The sequence below is a fragment of the Corynebacterium sp. HMSC064E08 genome, assembly GCF_001811805.1.
GTDB classification, from domain to species: domain Bacteria; phylum Actinomycetota; class Actinomycetes; order Mycobacteriales; family Mycobacteriaceae; genus Corynebacterium; species Corynebacterium jeikeium_D.
This window is the reverse complement of the sequence record NZ_KV806702.1, coordinates 78,924-91,911: the sequence shown is the minus strand read 5'-3', so window position 1 is coordinate 91,911 and position 12,988 is coordinate 78,924. Positions and strand designations below refer to the sequence as shown.

Genomic DNA, 12,988 nt, shown 5'->3' with positions numbered 1-12,988 from the left:
AGTTTCGGCCTGAAAACCTGACACACGGGCAATTTTGTTTTGGGGAGCGTATCCAGGTTTTATCCTCGGAACGGATTGAACCAGTCAGGTTCCAAAGATTCGTTGTAATTCGCAGAATCTGAATCATCGGTGTACGCGGATCCATCCATGCTGTCGGTTCCGATGCGATCCGGAATGCCGTCGCCATCCTCATCCGCGCTCCACGTCGCAGCCTGCTTGGCAGTCAGTGGCTTGCCATCCTTACCAAGGCGATTGTAATCCGGCAGAAGCGGGGCTATTTGGGAACCCAGCTGGCCGAGCAGGCCGTCGGTAAGCTCATTGAGCGGCACCTCATCAAAGCGCGTCGTAATGGCGTAAGCGATGGGTCCGGCTGCGGTGTACAAAATACCGTGGTCATTAACGCCCTCGGCAGTGTCACCGGTCTTCTGGACTGCGGAGCCGACGTACATCACAAACTTCTGCGAACCACCGTAAGTGAGGTAGGTCAATGCAGTTTGTGCCGTGTCCTTGGTAATGAAGTTGTGCTTTGAGGTGCCATCGGCCACTTCCTGGAGACGTGCCATGAACAGCGCAGCTTGAGAGGGAGTAAACCAGGACCGATCACCGCTGGGATTGGGGATGTTGAACTTGTTGCCCAGGTGGTAGCGCTTGTCATCAACACCGGCTTCCTTGATGGTTTTGTTGACCTCGTCGAAACCAGCGACAGCGTCAATCAACCCATTCGCCGCGGTGTTGTCCGAATACCGCATCACGTACTGCAACAGCCCGTCGAGCGTGTATTGGCCAGGGCCAATCACGCTTCCGCCAACACCATTGTCCCAATCGACCGTCACCGTCTTGTCTAGGTCATCGCCGAATTTCTTCAGCGCAGTAACCACTAACGGAGCCTTGATGGTCGATGCGGAGTACTCCTTCGTATCCTCGCCTACCGACGCCGTGAGCCCTTTGTATGGACCGTCAATGACACGCAAATAGACACCTAAATCAATGCCATAGTTGTCGGAGAAACTCTTAGCCGCAGTATCGAGGACGTCCTGTGCATCAGACCAGGTGACTTCCTCGGAAGCATCCCAACCGTTATCTGGAGCATTAGGTTTTGTGGTAGCAGTGGTGGCCTTGGACCCGGTGGTGCTTGGGACATCGATGGTGCACCCCGCCAACAGAGTCGAGGCCGAAAGCGCAACAATGACCGAGGCGGAAGTAGCGCGAAGGGCTTTGGGGCGAAGTCGCATGCAAAACTCCTGGCTGCAGAAAACTGAAGACCAAAGGCACCTAGCGCAGTATGAACTGTCTGAGGTGAACAGGTGGATGAGATGCAGTGGTAACTGCTGTAAACCACTGAGAACTGTTGGAAGATTACCACCTTCCGAAAAATCTCGTTGCACTGGGGCGCAGCTTTTGTGCAACAATGGATTAAATATAGACATGATTAAAAGAATCAATGTCCAACGGTGCACCCAGGCAGTTGAGCTGCACATTTGATGCTTAATGCTTCAACGATGCCTCGTCCGAGACCGCTGCTAGAAATAGCGCACGGCACCGAAAATCGGAGGAAGTGAATCGCAATGAAGGAAAAGGTACATCGCTTGATGGACCGCATGCAGATTCGCCATGCCCATATGCGCAACACCTGGTATGGGCCGGTACTCTCCCCGGTTCTTCTCGTCGCAGGCTTCGTATTGCTCATTGTTGGCATTATCATTTTGCCAACTCCTGCTCCCGGATGGCTCTGCATCTTTGTTGCACTGGGAATTCTCTCGTTGGTGCATCCGCCGACACGTCGCCTGAACATCTGGTTGGCAGCAAAATTGGACGCCTTTTACGCCTGGTATGCGGAGCGTCATGTGGCAATGAAAGCAACACTTTTCCTGTTGCTAATGGCGTTTATGGCCGCTGTAATGGGCAGCGTCTACTACTTCATGGCTCCGGATGACTGGCCATACACCGACGCTTCAAGCTAGGAGCCTGAGCGCTTTCCAGGCTCCTAGTACAGTGCCCCTAGTCCAGTACTCCTAGTACAGTGCGCTAGCCATCCTCCGGCGTGCATCCAATGCCACTGGATCTGCGGTATCGAATAGCACAAGCAGCTCTAGTAGACGCGACTTGATGGCCTCACGGTCATCGCCAAACACCTGCGGGAGCAACTTCAACAAACGATCGAGCGCCTTCGCTGGATCGTCGACAAGCATCGTGACATCCGCGGCATCGAGGGCGAGCGCGACGTCCTTCGGCGCAGCGTCGGCCTTTGCAATTGGATCTGCGCTGCGATCGATTTTGGCAGCGCGGGCGAAGAAGGACACATTCGCGTGAGCGCGCTTCAGCCCCTGATTTGCGGGCTCGGACTGCAGCATAGCGTCATACAGCTCCAACGCTCCGTCGAAATCGCCCTCCTCGAGCAACTCTTCAGCCTGCTCCAAACGCGGGTCATCGGTGGGTACGGGATTGCCGAAGAAGTCAGTCGGCTCCGGAGCCTCCGGCCCGCTGCCCTCCCCAGCCATACGAGTTCCCGCCGGCAACCCCTTGAGACGACCCCGAGTGGCCTCCATAACCTGCGCCAGCCACTGCTCCAGCCAATCCCTGGTTTTCTCGCCGACAAACATGCCAATGGGACTGCCCATAGCCACAGCCGTGACTGTCGGCACTGCCTGCACACCGAATGCCTGGGCCAGCTGCGGATGCTCCTCAGCATCTGCCCACGCCAGGATCCAGTTCAAATTAGCCTCACGGGCCATGCCTTCTAGCTCAGCCCGAAGACGCAACGAATCAGCTGCTCCAGCCATGCCGATCAAGACAATAACCGGGACCTGCTCCGAGCGCAGAACGACTTCTGCCTCAAGGGTCTGCGGGACAATCTCAACTACAGGAGGAAGCCCATTTCCCTGATCACTGGTTGCCCGCTCGATCTCCTCTCGGCGCTTACGTTCGGCTTCGGCGCGCTGGTGGAGCTGCTCCAAATCAACCGTGCCGGGTGGTGGCGGCGGAGTCGAGCACTCGCGGTGACCGTGTGCTCCATGCGAGTGACCATGAGAATGGCCATGTGCGTGACCATGTCCAGCTGGCATCGTCAAAGGGGTTCCTCTCCAGTGTCGTCGTAAAGCCTATGTAAAGACCTATGTAGAGCCTACGTGTCCAATCCGAACAAGAGACTAGTCGGTGGCTTTCAGCGCATCCTCGACCGCATCCACTTTCGCACGCAGCTGCCCGGTATATCCGTTGCGAATGTCCGCTTTGATGACCAGAGAAGTACGCGGACTGACACGGCTGACTGCTTCCGTGGCTCGCTTAATGACATCCATCACCTCATCCCATTCGCCTTCAACAAGGGTGAACATGGCATTGGTCTCGTTGGGCAGGCCAGATTCGCGCACAACACGCACGGCTTCAGCAACAGCCTCAGCCATTCCCTGCTCAGGATCGGAGAAAGTGGGGGCAACAGAAAATGCGACAATCATGGCGCCGATAATAGCGAGTACCCTGGGAACTATGAGTGAGACACAGATTCCCGTTCCCCATAAGTACGTAGTCGCTGTTGATCACGTCGGCGTCGCAGTCCCGGATTTTGATGCCGCTATTGAGTGGTACCGCGCAAACCTTGGTTTCATCAACTACCACGATGAAGTCAATGAAGAGCAGGGTGTCCACGAGGCCATGGTCGGCCCGGCTGACAAGGTTGAAGGTGGCACTCTCGTTCAGATTCTCGCGCCACTGAATGACCAGTCCACGATTGCAAAGTACCTGGACAAGAAGGGTCCAGGAATCCAGCAGTACGCAGTTCGTGTCACTGATCTGGAGGCGCTGATGGCGCACCTGAAGGAGCAGGGCACCCGGGTGCTGTATCCGGAGCCGAAGATCGGTACCGCAGGTTCGCGCATCAACTTCATCCACCCGAAGGATGCCGGTGGCGTCCTGCTGGAGCTCGTTGAGCCGGCTAAGTAAATCTATCCCCAGCGGCGCGTGATAGTGCGGTGAGCTCTGTTGCGCCAGCAGTTAGTGTGCCAATGGCGCCGGTCATCGGCGCCTGCACCATAATCCTGCGGCCAAGCTACGATGTGCGAGGTCCCGGGCATGATTTCCTGGTCGCACCCTGGACAGCGATAAACCTTGTTCGACTGTCCAGCGCTGATGTTACGCACCGCAAAGTCCACGTCCTGCCAACCGGCAGGCCCAGATTCAGTGCGGGTGTTTTGGAAAGAACTGCCAAATGTGGGCAGGCTGCCGCGATTCTGGCCGTGGTTATTACGCCCGCCGCGTTGGTTGCCTCGTTGATTACCGCGCCGCTTGTGGTTTCGCCTAGGCATGGCTAGAACAACCGCAATTCATTGGACTCCAGGCCACGCAGGGCGTCGTAATCCACGGTCACACAGCGAATCCCACGATCCTCTGCCAGAGTCTTGGCCTGTGGCTTAATCTCCTGGGCAGCAAAAATCCCTTCCACCGGTGCCAGCAGCTCATCGCGGTTCAGCATCTCCAAGTAACGGGTTAGCTGCTCAACGCCATCGATACCGCCCCGACGCTTAACCTCGACTGCAACGGTGGCGCCGTTTTCATCGCGGCCAAGCAGGTCCACCGGTCCGATCGGGGTTGGGTATTCGCGCCTAATCAGGGTGTAGCCCTCGCCAAACGTTGTGAACTGATCTGCAAGCAGTTCCTGTAGATGCGCTTCTACCCCGTCCTTCTCCAGGCCAGGGTCCTCTCCCAGTTCGTACGTGCTATCAGCCAGCACCTTGCCGATAGTGATACGAAGTTGCTCGCCCTTCTTATTCTCAACGACCCAGAGCTTTTCACCAGTGTCTTCCCCCGACTCGTCGAGAATATCCTTCTCCGTCAGCGTGCACGGCGGTGTCATCCAGTTCAGAGGCTTATATGCACGGTCGTCGGCATGCACAGAAACTGACCCATCTGCTTTCACCAACAGCAAGCGCGGGGCATGAGGCAGATGGGCATTCAAGCGACCGACATAGTCAACAGTGCATTCAGCAATCACAAGGCGCATTCCCCTACCCTAACGTGACTGCCGCGCGGGAGAAAACAATACCCACTAGAGCCTTAGCAATAGCCTGTCGTAAGAGACTAGTACTGACTTCCCCGGCCACGGTTATAAGCCGAACGGAAACGTCGCTCAATATCTGTAGGAAACTCACGAGTCTGGCGTGACGACGGCTTCGACTCCACCCACGCCACCAGCGCAGTGTCCGAGGACGAGTCCACGGCAAACTCCCATTCGGTATTTTTCCCCGTTTTAATCCTGACTACCCGAAGCCCGGGCGCGAAAAAACCCGCCTCGATGTCAGTCGGATCTCGGCGATCCACAATAGTGACATCGTGACGGGCAAATTCGGCATCACAGCCAGGACGCAGCGAACGTAGCTTGTACATCTTCAACGTCGACTCTGAATAAACAATGACACCATGGCGCCAATGACTGCCATCACCTGCAGGAAGGCGACGAGCAATAACAGGAGTACCTTTTGCATGCAGGCTGGCGAAACGCCACAGGGCAAGGACCCCGCCGACGATCAACATCGCACCGATAATCATGAACATGATTGACATCATGGTTACGCTTGAAAACACTATCTGCCAGCCTCGCATCCGGGTGAATAGACGACGAACCTTGGTTCAAAAGCGCTTTAGAGGCTTTTTACAAACCCTACCCGATTGTTGCACTGACATGAAAAATAACTAAGAAAAACGGGGCGGGAAGCTGGCAAGATTTCTCTTGCGAGCTCCCCGCCCCGTTTAAAGAAGCAGGAAGAATACGGTCGTGCGACCGGATGTTCAGGCGAAAAGACTAGTTGGTGGAAGCGCGACGAGCCGCGCGGACCTCCGACTCAGCCTGTGCCTTTACTGCAGGGTCATCCGAAGTCAGGTTGGACTCGGCCTCGGAGAGGTTAACCTCGTCAGCCCAGATTGCCTTATCCGCGAGGATCGAAACCTTCGAGGTAGACACGGAAATGAACCCACCCTGTACCGAAGCGACAAGAACCTTGCCGTCTGCGGTCTTGATGGTCACCGTGCCGTTGTTGACCAGCTGGCCAAGCAACGGCTGGTGTCCGGGCAGCACGCCGATCTCACCCTCGGTGGTCTGGGCAGAGACCAAGGTGGCCTTGCCCTTCCAGAGCGGTCGCTCAACGGCAACCAGTTCAGCGGTGATTTCAGCCATGAGGATGCCCCTTACTTCTTCTGCATTTCAGCGTACTTCTTCTCGACATCGTCGAGGCCACCCAGGCCGTCGAAGGCCATCTCCGGGTAGTTGTCGAAGTCGCCCTTGCAGATGCGGTCGAAGGCAACGATGGTGTCCTTCAGCGGGACGTACGAACCAGGCAGACCCGTGAACTTCTCAGCAACGAAGAAGTTCTGACCCAAGAATCGCTGGATACGACGTGCACGCTGCACGGTCACCTTGTCCTCCTCAGACAGCTCGTCCATACCGAGGATGGCGATGATGTCCTGGAGTTCCTTGTTCTTCTGCAGGATGTTAATAACCTGCTGAGCAACGCGGTAGTGCTCCTCACCGACGATCGACGGCTCGAGGATACGAGAAGTCGAAGTCAGCGGGTTCACTGCCGGGTAAATACCCTTCGATGCAATCGAGCGGTCGAGCTCGGTGGTTGCATCGAGGTGGGCGAAGGTCGTTGCCGGAGCCGGGTCGGTGTAGTCATCGGCAGGCACGTAGACGGCCTGCAGAGAGGTAATCGAACGGCCCTTGGTGGACGTAATGCGCTCCTGCAGAACACCCATCTCGTCAGCCAGGGTCGGCTGGTAACCCACGGCGGAAGGCATACGACCCAGCAGGGTCGAAACCTCAGAACCGGCCTGGGTGAAACGGAAGATGTTGTCAATGAAGAGCAGCACGTCCTGGTGCTGAACATCGCGGAAGTACTCTGCCATGGTCAGACCCGACAGCGCGACGCGCATACGGACTCCCGGAGGCTCGTCCATCTGGCCGAAGACGAGGGCGGTGTCCTGGAGAACGCCCATCTCTTCCATTTCCAGGAAGAGGTCGGTGCCCTCACGGGTACGCTCACCAACACCGGCGAAGACCGAAGTACCGGAGAACTCGCGTGCAATACGAGTAATCATCTCCTGGATCAGAACGGTCTTACCGACACCGGCACCACCGAACAGACCAATCTTGCCGCCCTTAACGTACGGGGTCAGCAGGTCGATGACCTTAATACCGGTTTCCAGAATCTCGGTCTTGCCCTCGAGCTGGTCGAAGGCCGGCGGCTCACGGTGGATGCCCCACTGCTCACCATCGCGACCCAGGCCCGGCTCATCCAGGCAGTCGCCCATTGCGTTAAAGACGTGACCCTTGACGACGTCACCAACCGGAACCGAAATCGGCTTACCGGTGTCCTTGACCTCTGCACCGCGGACCAGGCCGTCGGTCGGAGCCATAGCAATGGTACGAACCATGTTGTCACCGAGGTGCTGTGCAGTCTCGAGGACAATGGTCTTGGCGACCGAAGGAAGGGTAACTTCCACGGTCAGCGCGTTGTAAAGTGCCGGCAGTTCGTTACGCGGGAACTCCACGTCGACGACGGCACCGATGACACGCACAACACGGCCCACAGCCGTGGTGGTGTTCTGCTCACTTAGAGCTGTGCTCATATCTAGTCACTTTCTCCGCTGTCGTCGAGCGCACCGGCGCCACCGACGATTTCTGTGATTTCCTGGGTAATCTGTGCCTGACGTGCCTGGTTAGCAACACGCGAGAGGTCCTTGACCAGCTCGGTAGCGTTGTCCGTCGCGGACTTCATAGCGTTACGACGGGCAGCGGACTCAGAGGCAGCGGCCTCGAGCATCACTGCGAACAGAGTGCGGGACACGTACTGCGGCAGAAGCTCTGCCAACAGGGTGTCTGCATCAGGCTCGAATTCATAGTCCGGCTTGAGGTCATCTGATCCATCGGACAGCATGTCCTCGCCTTGAGCAATCTCGACATCCTCGTACACAGGCTCAATCGGGAGCATCTGGTGTGCACGCGGAATCTGAGAAAGCATGGACACGAATTCCGTGTAGACAACGTGGACCTGGTCGAAGCCCTGAACGGCCTCGCCGTTGGTGCCACGCAGGCCTTCGCGGTACTTGGCAGTGCCCTCGGCCGTAGCGTTGAAACCATCAATGAGGTGACGACGCACGTCGTGGGTTGCGGCGTAGTCCGGATCCTGGGAGAAGCCCTCCCACGTACCGGCGAGCTCGACACCACGGAAGTCGTAGTAGTCGGTGCCCTTACGGCCAGTCACGTAGAGAACGACCTCATGCCCCTGCTCTTCCAGAGCGGTACGCAGTTCTGCAGCCTTCTTCAGGACGTTGTGGTTGTAGCCGCCACACATGCCGCGGTCACTGGTGACAACCAGGACTGCAACACGCTGGTTACCCTCACGCTTTACGAGCATCGGGTGATCCAACGACGAAGCCGATGCGAGACGTCCGATGACCTTCTCGATTTCGTCGGCGTACGGCTGGGAGTCTGCTACGCGACGCTGCGCCTTAGTAATGCGCGAGGTTGCGATAAGCTCCTGGGCCTTGGTGATCTTCTTGGTCGAGTTCACCGACTTGATTCGGGCTCGAAGTTCACGAAGATTCGCCATGTCCTATTCCCTCCCTTCAATTGCGAAAACGGTCATTGAGTAGCTCAACCTGCCTAGTTCTGGGCAGTCTTGCGGGAGACCGTAATCTGCTGCTTCTTGAGCTCGCCCTCGTCGAGTGCCTCGACCGGAGCCTCGGAAGCCAGCGGTGCGCCCTCAGAAGTCTGGAAGGACTTCTTGAAGTTAGCGGTAGCGGACTTCAGAGCAGCCTTGGACTCGTCAGAGAAGGCGACGCCGCCGTCAATCTGCTCGAAGACTGCAGGCTGAGTGTCCTGCAGGTGCTCAAGCAGCTCGGCCTCGAAGCGACGGACGTCCTCAACCGGGACATCGTCGAATTCGCCCTCACCAGCGAGGTAGATGGAGGTCATCTGGTACTCGACCGGCTGCGGGTGGTTTTCCTTCTGCTTCAGCAGCTCAACCAGACGCTGACCGCGCTCCAGCTGACGCTTGGAGGCATCGTCCAGGTCGGATGCGAACATTGCGAATGCTTCCAGGTCGCGGTAGGACGCGAGGTCCAGACGCAGGTTACCGGAAACCTTCTTCATGCCCTTGGTCTGTGCGGCACCACCAACACGGGAAACCGACACACCGACGTTAATAGCCGGACGGACACCCTGGTTGAACAGGTCGGACTCGAGGAAGACCTGGCCGTCGGTAATGGAAATGACGTTGGTCGGAATGAAGGCCGACACGTCGTTTGCCTTCGTCTCGATGATCGGCAGTGCGGTCAGCGAGCCTGCACCCATGTCGTCGGAGAGCTTCGCAGCACGCTCCAGCAGACGGGAGTGGAGGTAGAAGACGTCGCCCGGGTAAGCTTCGCGTCCCGGCGGGCGACGCAGCAGCAGCGAGATGGCACGGTATGCCTCTGCCTGCTTAGTCAGATCATCGTAAATGACCAGGACGTGCTTGCCCTGGTACATCCAGTGCTGACCCAGTGCGGCGCCTGCGAATGGTGCAAGCCACTTGAAGCCTGCGGCATCCGACGCCGGGGCAGCAACGATGGTGGTGTACTCGAGTGCGCCCTGCTCCTCGAGGGTCTGGCGCACACCAGCAATGGTGGAGCCCTTCTGACCGATAGCAACGTAGATGCATCGCACCTGCTTGCTCGGGTCACCGGACTCCCAGTTAGCCTTCTGGTTCAAAATGGTGTCCAGGCAGACCGCGGTCTTACCGGTCTTACGGTCACCAATGATCAGCTGACGCTGACCACGACCAATTGGGGTCATTGCGTCGATGGCCTTAATACCAGTAGCCATCGGCTCTTCAACCGGCTGACGCTGCAGCACGGTCGGTGCCTGCAGCTCGAGGACGCGGTCCTCTTCAGCCTCAATGTCACCCAGGCCGTCAATCGGCTGGCCCAGGGGGTTAATTACGCGACCGAGGAACTTGTCCCCGACCGGAATCGAAAGGACGTCACCCGTCCGCTTTACCTCGTCACCCTCTTTAAGCGACTCGAAGTTACCCAGCACCACAACGCCGACCTTGTCGGTGTCGAGGTTCTGAGCGACGCCAATAACGCCGCCCGGGAACTCCAGAAGCTCATTCGTCATGACCGACGGCATTCCCGAAACCTGGGCGATACCATCAGCTGCACTGATAACAACGCCAACCTCCTCGCGGGAGGCCTCCGGGGAGTAGCTCGAGGTGTAGTTCGCAATCGCGCTACGGATCTCGTCGGAGGAGATCGTCAGCTCCGCCATGTTCTTCCTGCTCTCGGTAATATTCTTCCAGTGATTAATCGTCTAAACCATCCGTCAGCCGAGGCCGACGCGCAGCTTCTCAAGCTTTGTTGAAAGGCTACCGTCGATGACCTCGTCGCCAACCCGGATGACCAGTCCACCGAGAATCGACTTATCGATCACGGTGTGGATGGACATCGCCTTGCCGTAGACTCGGCCGAGCTTGTCCGCCAGTGCTCGCTCTTGCTCGTCAGAGACGGCCGTGGCACTGGTCACGCGAGCGACGACGTGGTTCCGCAGGCCGGCGGCTAGCCGGGACAGGGAGTCAATGTCGTCCGCGGGGCGCTTGGATGGGCGGCCAACAGCCTGCAGTGCCAGGGTTTCGGTCACGGAAGTGACCTTGCCGTACAGCACAGAGGCGAGGAGCCCACGCTTGGCTTCGGGGGTTGCGGCCTTGTCGGCCAGCAGCTGTTCAAGCTGCGACTGCTCAGCCAGGATGTGTCCCAGTTGGAACAGCTCAGACTCAACGGTCTCAAGCTGTCCCTGGCCTTCAGCAGAGCGAAGGAGGGCTCGACGGCCCAGCTCTACCAAACCCTCACGCATTTCACGCGGGGTGGACCATACCTGCGCGGCAGCATCCACGACGAGGTTAAGAGTCGTCTCAGATACCTTGCCCGCGAACAGGCTCCGGACAAGGCCGGAACGCTGTTCCGCAGTCGCCGAGGTGTCGGCGACAGCGACACGCAGGCCGCGGTCGGAGTCCAGGACCTCGACGATGTCGAAAAGCTCGGAACCAGTCTGAGCAGCCTGAGCAACAGCGACATTGTCGCCACCGATAGCGGCGTCCAGTCGCTGGCTAAGGGCTGCCAGGGATTCGCGGCTTGCTGCGTGCATGTCGCCTACTTTCCGGCCGGGGCCACGGTGTCAAGGTTGGACAAGAAGTTGTCAATCGTCGACGAGTTACGAACGTCGTCGGAAAGCTGCTCGCCCAGAAGGCGCTCAGCGAGATTGATGGAGTTCTGGCCCATTTCCTTGCGCAGCTCTGCGACTACCTGCTCACGCTGGGCAGCGAGCTGCTTCTCACCGGACTCGATGATTCGTGCGCTCTCGTCATTAGCCTTGGTCGTAGCGTCTGCAATGATGCGCTGACCCTGTGCACGGGCTTCGTCGCGAATCTTTGCTGCTTCAGTACGGGCCTCTGCGAGCTGACTGTTGTACTTTTCCAGAGCGGCCTTGGCTTCAGCCTGTGCAGCTTCAGCGCGTTCAATGCCGCCCTCAATCCGGTCCTCCCGCTCGGTCAGGACCTCCTGGAACTTCGGAAGAACGAGCTTCCAGAAGAGAACCAGGATAACTACCAGCGGGACAACGGACCAGACGATGTCATAGGTCTTTGGCAGCAGCGGGTTAATGGACTCTCCCATCGGGAGGTCACCCGCCGCTAGCAAAAAGGTGAAATCTGTCATGGTTTACGTGTTCTCCGCTTGAAGGTCCGGACTTAGAAAACGAAGCCTGCGACCAGGCCGATCAGGGCGAGAGCCTCAGTGAAGGCGATACCCAGGAACATGGTGGTACGCAGCTGGCCGGCCATCTCAGGCTGGCGTGCCATACCCTCAACGGTCTTGCCGGCGACGATACCGATACCGAGGCCCGGGCCCAGGGTGGACAGACCGTAACCGATGGTCTTCAGGCCAGCGTTGGTGTCGACAGCCTGGACAGCGTCCTGGGCGGAGAGGATGACGTCGTTCATTATGAACCGTTCCCTTTCTTAAAGGATGGCCCCGGATTAAAGATTGTTCTAAGTAGGCCCGGGGCTTTTGTGGGTCAAGTGGGTCTTGCTATTAAATTTGCGAGGCCTTGTTGCCGAATTTGCGGCCTCATTAGTTATGGGTTAGTGCTCGTCTGCGTGCAGCGACAGTTCGATGTAGACGGCGCTCAGCAGGGCAAAGATGTATGCCTGCAGGAAAATCACCAGCATCTCGAACAGCGTGAATGCTACCGCAGCGACAAGGGTCAACCCGGACAGGGCGGTCCAACCATTCAGCTGCCAGAAGAAGAAGTTCGTGGCACCGAAAAGCAGGACTAGAACCATGTGGCCCGCCAGCATGTTGGCCATCAGACGGATGGTCAGCGTAACTGGGCGGAGAACGAAGTTGGAGAAAATCTCGATCGGCACCACGATGAGGTGGAGTACCGGTGGCAAGTTCGGAATAACGACTGCCGACTTCACAAACTTGAAGAAGCCCATCTTCTTCGAGCCCGCGTAAATGAAGGCAACGTATGCGAACAGGGCCAGAACCAGTGGCATACCGATTCGGGCGTTCGGCGAAATATTGAGGCCAGGAATAATAGCCGCAATATTCATCGAGATAACAAGGAAGAAGATGGTGGCCAGAACCGGAAGGAAACGACGCCCCTCCTTCTTACCCAGAATCTCCTCCGCGATGTGGATGCGGACGAAGTCCAGCATCAACTCCGCAACGTTCTGCAGACCAGTCGGCACGAGCTTCGGACGACGCATTGCGACGACGAAGAACACGGCGACGATCACGGCCATCAAAAGACGAACAATCATCAGGCGGTCCATGGCGTACCAGTCGCCACTGCCACCTAAAATGAAGTCGCCAAATTGTTCACCCGGGAAATACTCCTCCTGCAAGTTGGGTGAGTGAAACTCACCCCGCATCTCGGCAAGTGTTGTAACGCTCAGCGTTCTCT

General features: G+C 57.7%; 15 protein-coding genes. 2 read left to right on the top strand and 13 right to left on the bottom strand.

Translation table 11 applies throughout. The features are described from left to right. Positions 1–59: 59 nt before the first annotated feature. Positions 60–1,232 (bottom strand): serine hydrolase, encoded by a 1,173-nt coding sequence (locus HMPREF2820_RS08995; protein WP_049172060.1) that lies wholly within the window; start codon positions 1,230–1,232, stop codon positions 60–62. A 333-nt stretch (positions 1,233–1,565) separates the two neighbouring features. Between HMPREF2820_RS08995 and HMPREF2820_RS08990 the strand changes: the two genes are divergently transcribed. Next, positions 1,566–1,961 carry a TIGR02611 family protein gene (locus HMPREF2820_RS08990; RefSeq protein WP_016422463.1) on the top strand — a complete coding sequence of 132 codons (396 nt, stop codon included), beginning with the start codon at positions 1,566–1,568 and terminating at the stop codon, positions 1,959–1,961. Between the two features lie 51 nt (positions 1,962–2,012). On the opposite strand, the gene HMPREF2820_RS08985 is transcribed toward HMPREF2820_RS08990, so the two are convergent. Further along, positions 2,013–3,062 (bottom strand): co-chaperone YbbN, encoded by a 1,050-nt coding sequence (locus HMPREF2820_RS08985; RefSeq protein ID WP_070595727.1) that lies wholly within the window; start codon positions 3,060–3,062, stop codon positions 2,013–2,015. Positions 3,063–3,146: 84 nt separating this feature from the next. Then, positions 3,147–3,452, bottom strand: a complete 306-nt coding sequence (locus HMPREF2820_RS08980) for a thiamine-binding protein (RefSeq protein WP_049172056.1) — start codon at positions 3,450–3,452, stop codon at positions 3,147–3,149. A gap of 31 nt (positions 3,453–3,483) precedes the next feature. Here HMPREF2820_RS08980 and mce point away from each other — a divergent pair, with 31 nt between their 5' ends. After that, positions 3,484–3,936, top strand: a complete 453-nt coding sequence (gene mce, locus HMPREF2820_RS08975; RefSeq protein WP_005509354.1) for a methylmalonyl-CoA epimerase — start codon at positions 3,484–3,486, stop codon at positions 3,934–3,936. Positions 3,937–4,300: 364 nt separating this feature from the next. Here the strand turns inward: mce and nucS are convergent, their stop codons facing one another. The 10 genes from nucS to atpB form a co-directional block, all read right to left on the bottom strand. Continuing rightward, positions 4,301–4,993 carry an endonuclease NucS gene (nucS, locus tag HMPREF2820_RS08970; RefSeq protein ID WP_005509457.1) on the bottom strand — a complete coding sequence of 231 codons (693 nt, stop codon included), beginning with the start codon at positions 4,991–4,993 and terminating at the stop codon, positions 4,301–4,303. 77 nt (positions 4,994–5,070) lie between these two features. Next, complete coding sequence (locus tag HMPREF2820_RS08965; RefSeq protein WP_016422460.1) at positions 5,071–5,574, bottom strand: DUF2550 domain-containing protein; 504 nt, start codon at positions 5,572–5,574, stop codon at positions 5,071–5,073. Between the two features lie 217 nt (positions 5,575–5,791). Further along, complete coding sequence (locus HMPREF2820_RS08960; RefSeq protein ID WP_016422459.1) at positions 5,792–6,163, bottom strand: F0F1 ATP synthase subunit epsilon; 372 nt, start codon at positions 6,161–6,163, stop codon at positions 5,792–5,794. A gap of 11 nt (positions 6,164–6,174) precedes the next feature. Beyond that, entirely contained in the window at positions 6,175–7,614 is a 1,440-nt protein-coding gene (atpD, locus tag HMPREF2820_RS08955) for a F0F1 ATP synthase subunit beta (RefSeq protein ID WP_005509621.1), read from the bottom strand. Positions 7,615–7,616: 2 nt separating this feature from the next. Further along, positions 7,617–8,597: a F0F1 ATP synthase subunit gamma gene (locus tag HMPREF2820_RS08950; protein WP_005509705.1), complete on the bottom strand. Its 981-nt coding sequence runs from the start codon at positions 8,595–8,597 to the stop codon at positions 7,617–7,619. 53 nt (positions 8,598–8,650) lie between these two features. Next, the gene (gene atpA, locus HMPREF2820_RS08945) at positions 8,651–10,294 is read right to left on the bottom strand and encodes a F0F1 ATP synthase subunit alpha (RefSeq protein WP_005509387.1); all 1,644 of its coding nucleotides are present in this window, start codon (positions 10,292–10,294) and stop codon (positions 8,651–8,653) included. Between the two features lie 54 nt (positions 10,295–10,348). Beyond that, on the bottom strand, positions 10,349–11,167 hold the full coding sequence (locus HMPREF2820_RS08940; RefSeq protein ID WP_048735245.1) for a F0F1 ATP synthase subunit delta: 819 nt from the start codon (positions 11,165–11,167) through the stop codon (positions 10,349–10,351). A 5-nt stretch (positions 11,168–11,172) separates the two neighbouring features. Next, entirely contained in the window at positions 11,173–11,736 is a 564-nt protein-coding gene (locus HMPREF2820_RS08935; protein ID WP_005509352.1) for a F0F1 ATP synthase subunit B, read from the bottom strand. 32 nt (positions 11,737–11,768) lie between these two features. Continuing rightward, complete coding sequence (locus HMPREF2820_RS08930) at positions 11,769–12,020, bottom strand: ATP synthase F0 subunit C (RefSeq protein WP_016422456.1); 252 nt, start codon at positions 12,018–12,020, stop codon at positions 11,769–11,771. 141 nt (positions 12,021–12,161) lie between these two features. Further along, positions 12,162–12,956: a F0F1 ATP synthase subunit A gene (gene atpB / locus HMPREF2820_RS08925; protein WP_016422455.1), complete on the bottom strand. Its 795-nt coding sequence runs from the start codon at positions 12,954–12,956 to the stop codon at positions 12,162–12,164. Positions 12,957–12,988: the final 32 nt, after the last annotated feature.

Excerpts from the sequence above, each read along its gene's own strand:
- HMPREF2820_RS08940 (WP_048735245.1), bottom strand. The coding sequence starts at position 11,167 with ATGCACGCAGCAAGCCGCGAATCCCTGGCAGCCCTTAGCCAGCGACTG.
- mce (WP_005509354.1), top strand. The coding sequence starts at position 3,484 with ATGAGTGAGACACAGATTCCCGTTCCCCATAAGTACGTAGTCGCTGTT.
- HMPREF2820_RS08950 (WP_005509705.1), bottom strand. The coding sequence starts at position 8,597 with ATGGCGAATCTTCGTGAACTTCGAGCCCGAATCAAGTCGGTGAACTCG.
- HMPREF2820_RS08985 (WP_070595727.1), bottom strand. The coding sequence starts at position 3,062 with ATGCCAGCTGGACATGGTCACGCACATGGCCATTCTCATGGTCACTCG.
- HMPREF2820_RS08930 (WP_016422456.1), bottom strand. The coding sequence starts at position 12,020 with ATGAACGACGTCATCCTCTCCGCCCAGGACGCTGTCCAGGCTGTCGAC.
- atpD (WP_005509621.1), bottom strand. The coding sequence starts at position 7,614 with ATGAGCACAGCTCTAAGTGAGCAGAACACCACCACGGCTGTGGGCCGT.
- HMPREF2820_RS08935 (WP_005509352.1), bottom strand. The coding sequence starts at position 11,736 with ATGACAGATTTCACCTTTTTGCTAGCGGCGGGTGACCTCCCGATGGGA.
- HMPREF2820_RS08960 (WP_016422459.1), bottom strand. The coding sequence starts at position 6,163 with ATGGCTGAAATCACCGCTGAACTGGTTGCCGTTGAGCGACCGCTCTGG.
- nucS (WP_005509457.1), bottom strand. The coding sequence starts at position 4,993 with ATGCGCCTTGTGATTGCTGAATGCACTGTTGACTATGTCGGTCGCTTG.
- atpB (WP_016422455.1), bottom strand. The coding sequence starts at position 12,956 with ATGCGGGGTGAGTTTCACTCACCCAACTTGCAGGAGGAGTATTTCCCG.
- HMPREF2820_RS08995 (WP_049172060.1), bottom strand. The coding sequence starts at position 1,232 with ATGCGACTTCGCCCCAAAGCCCTTCGCGCTACTTCCGCCTCGGTCATT.
- HMPREF2820_RS08980 (WP_049172056.1), bottom strand. The coding sequence starts at position 3,452 with ATGATTGTCGCATTTTCTGTTGCCCCCACTTTCTCCGATCCTGAGCAG.
- atpA (WP_005509387.1), bottom strand. The coding sequence starts at position 10,294 with ATGGCGGAGCTGACGATCTCCTCCGACGAGATCCGTAGCGCGATTGCG.
- HMPREF2820_RS08990 (WP_016422463.1), top strand. The coding sequence starts at position 1,566 with ATGAAGGAAAAGGTACATCGCTTGATGGACCGCATGCAGATTCGCCAT.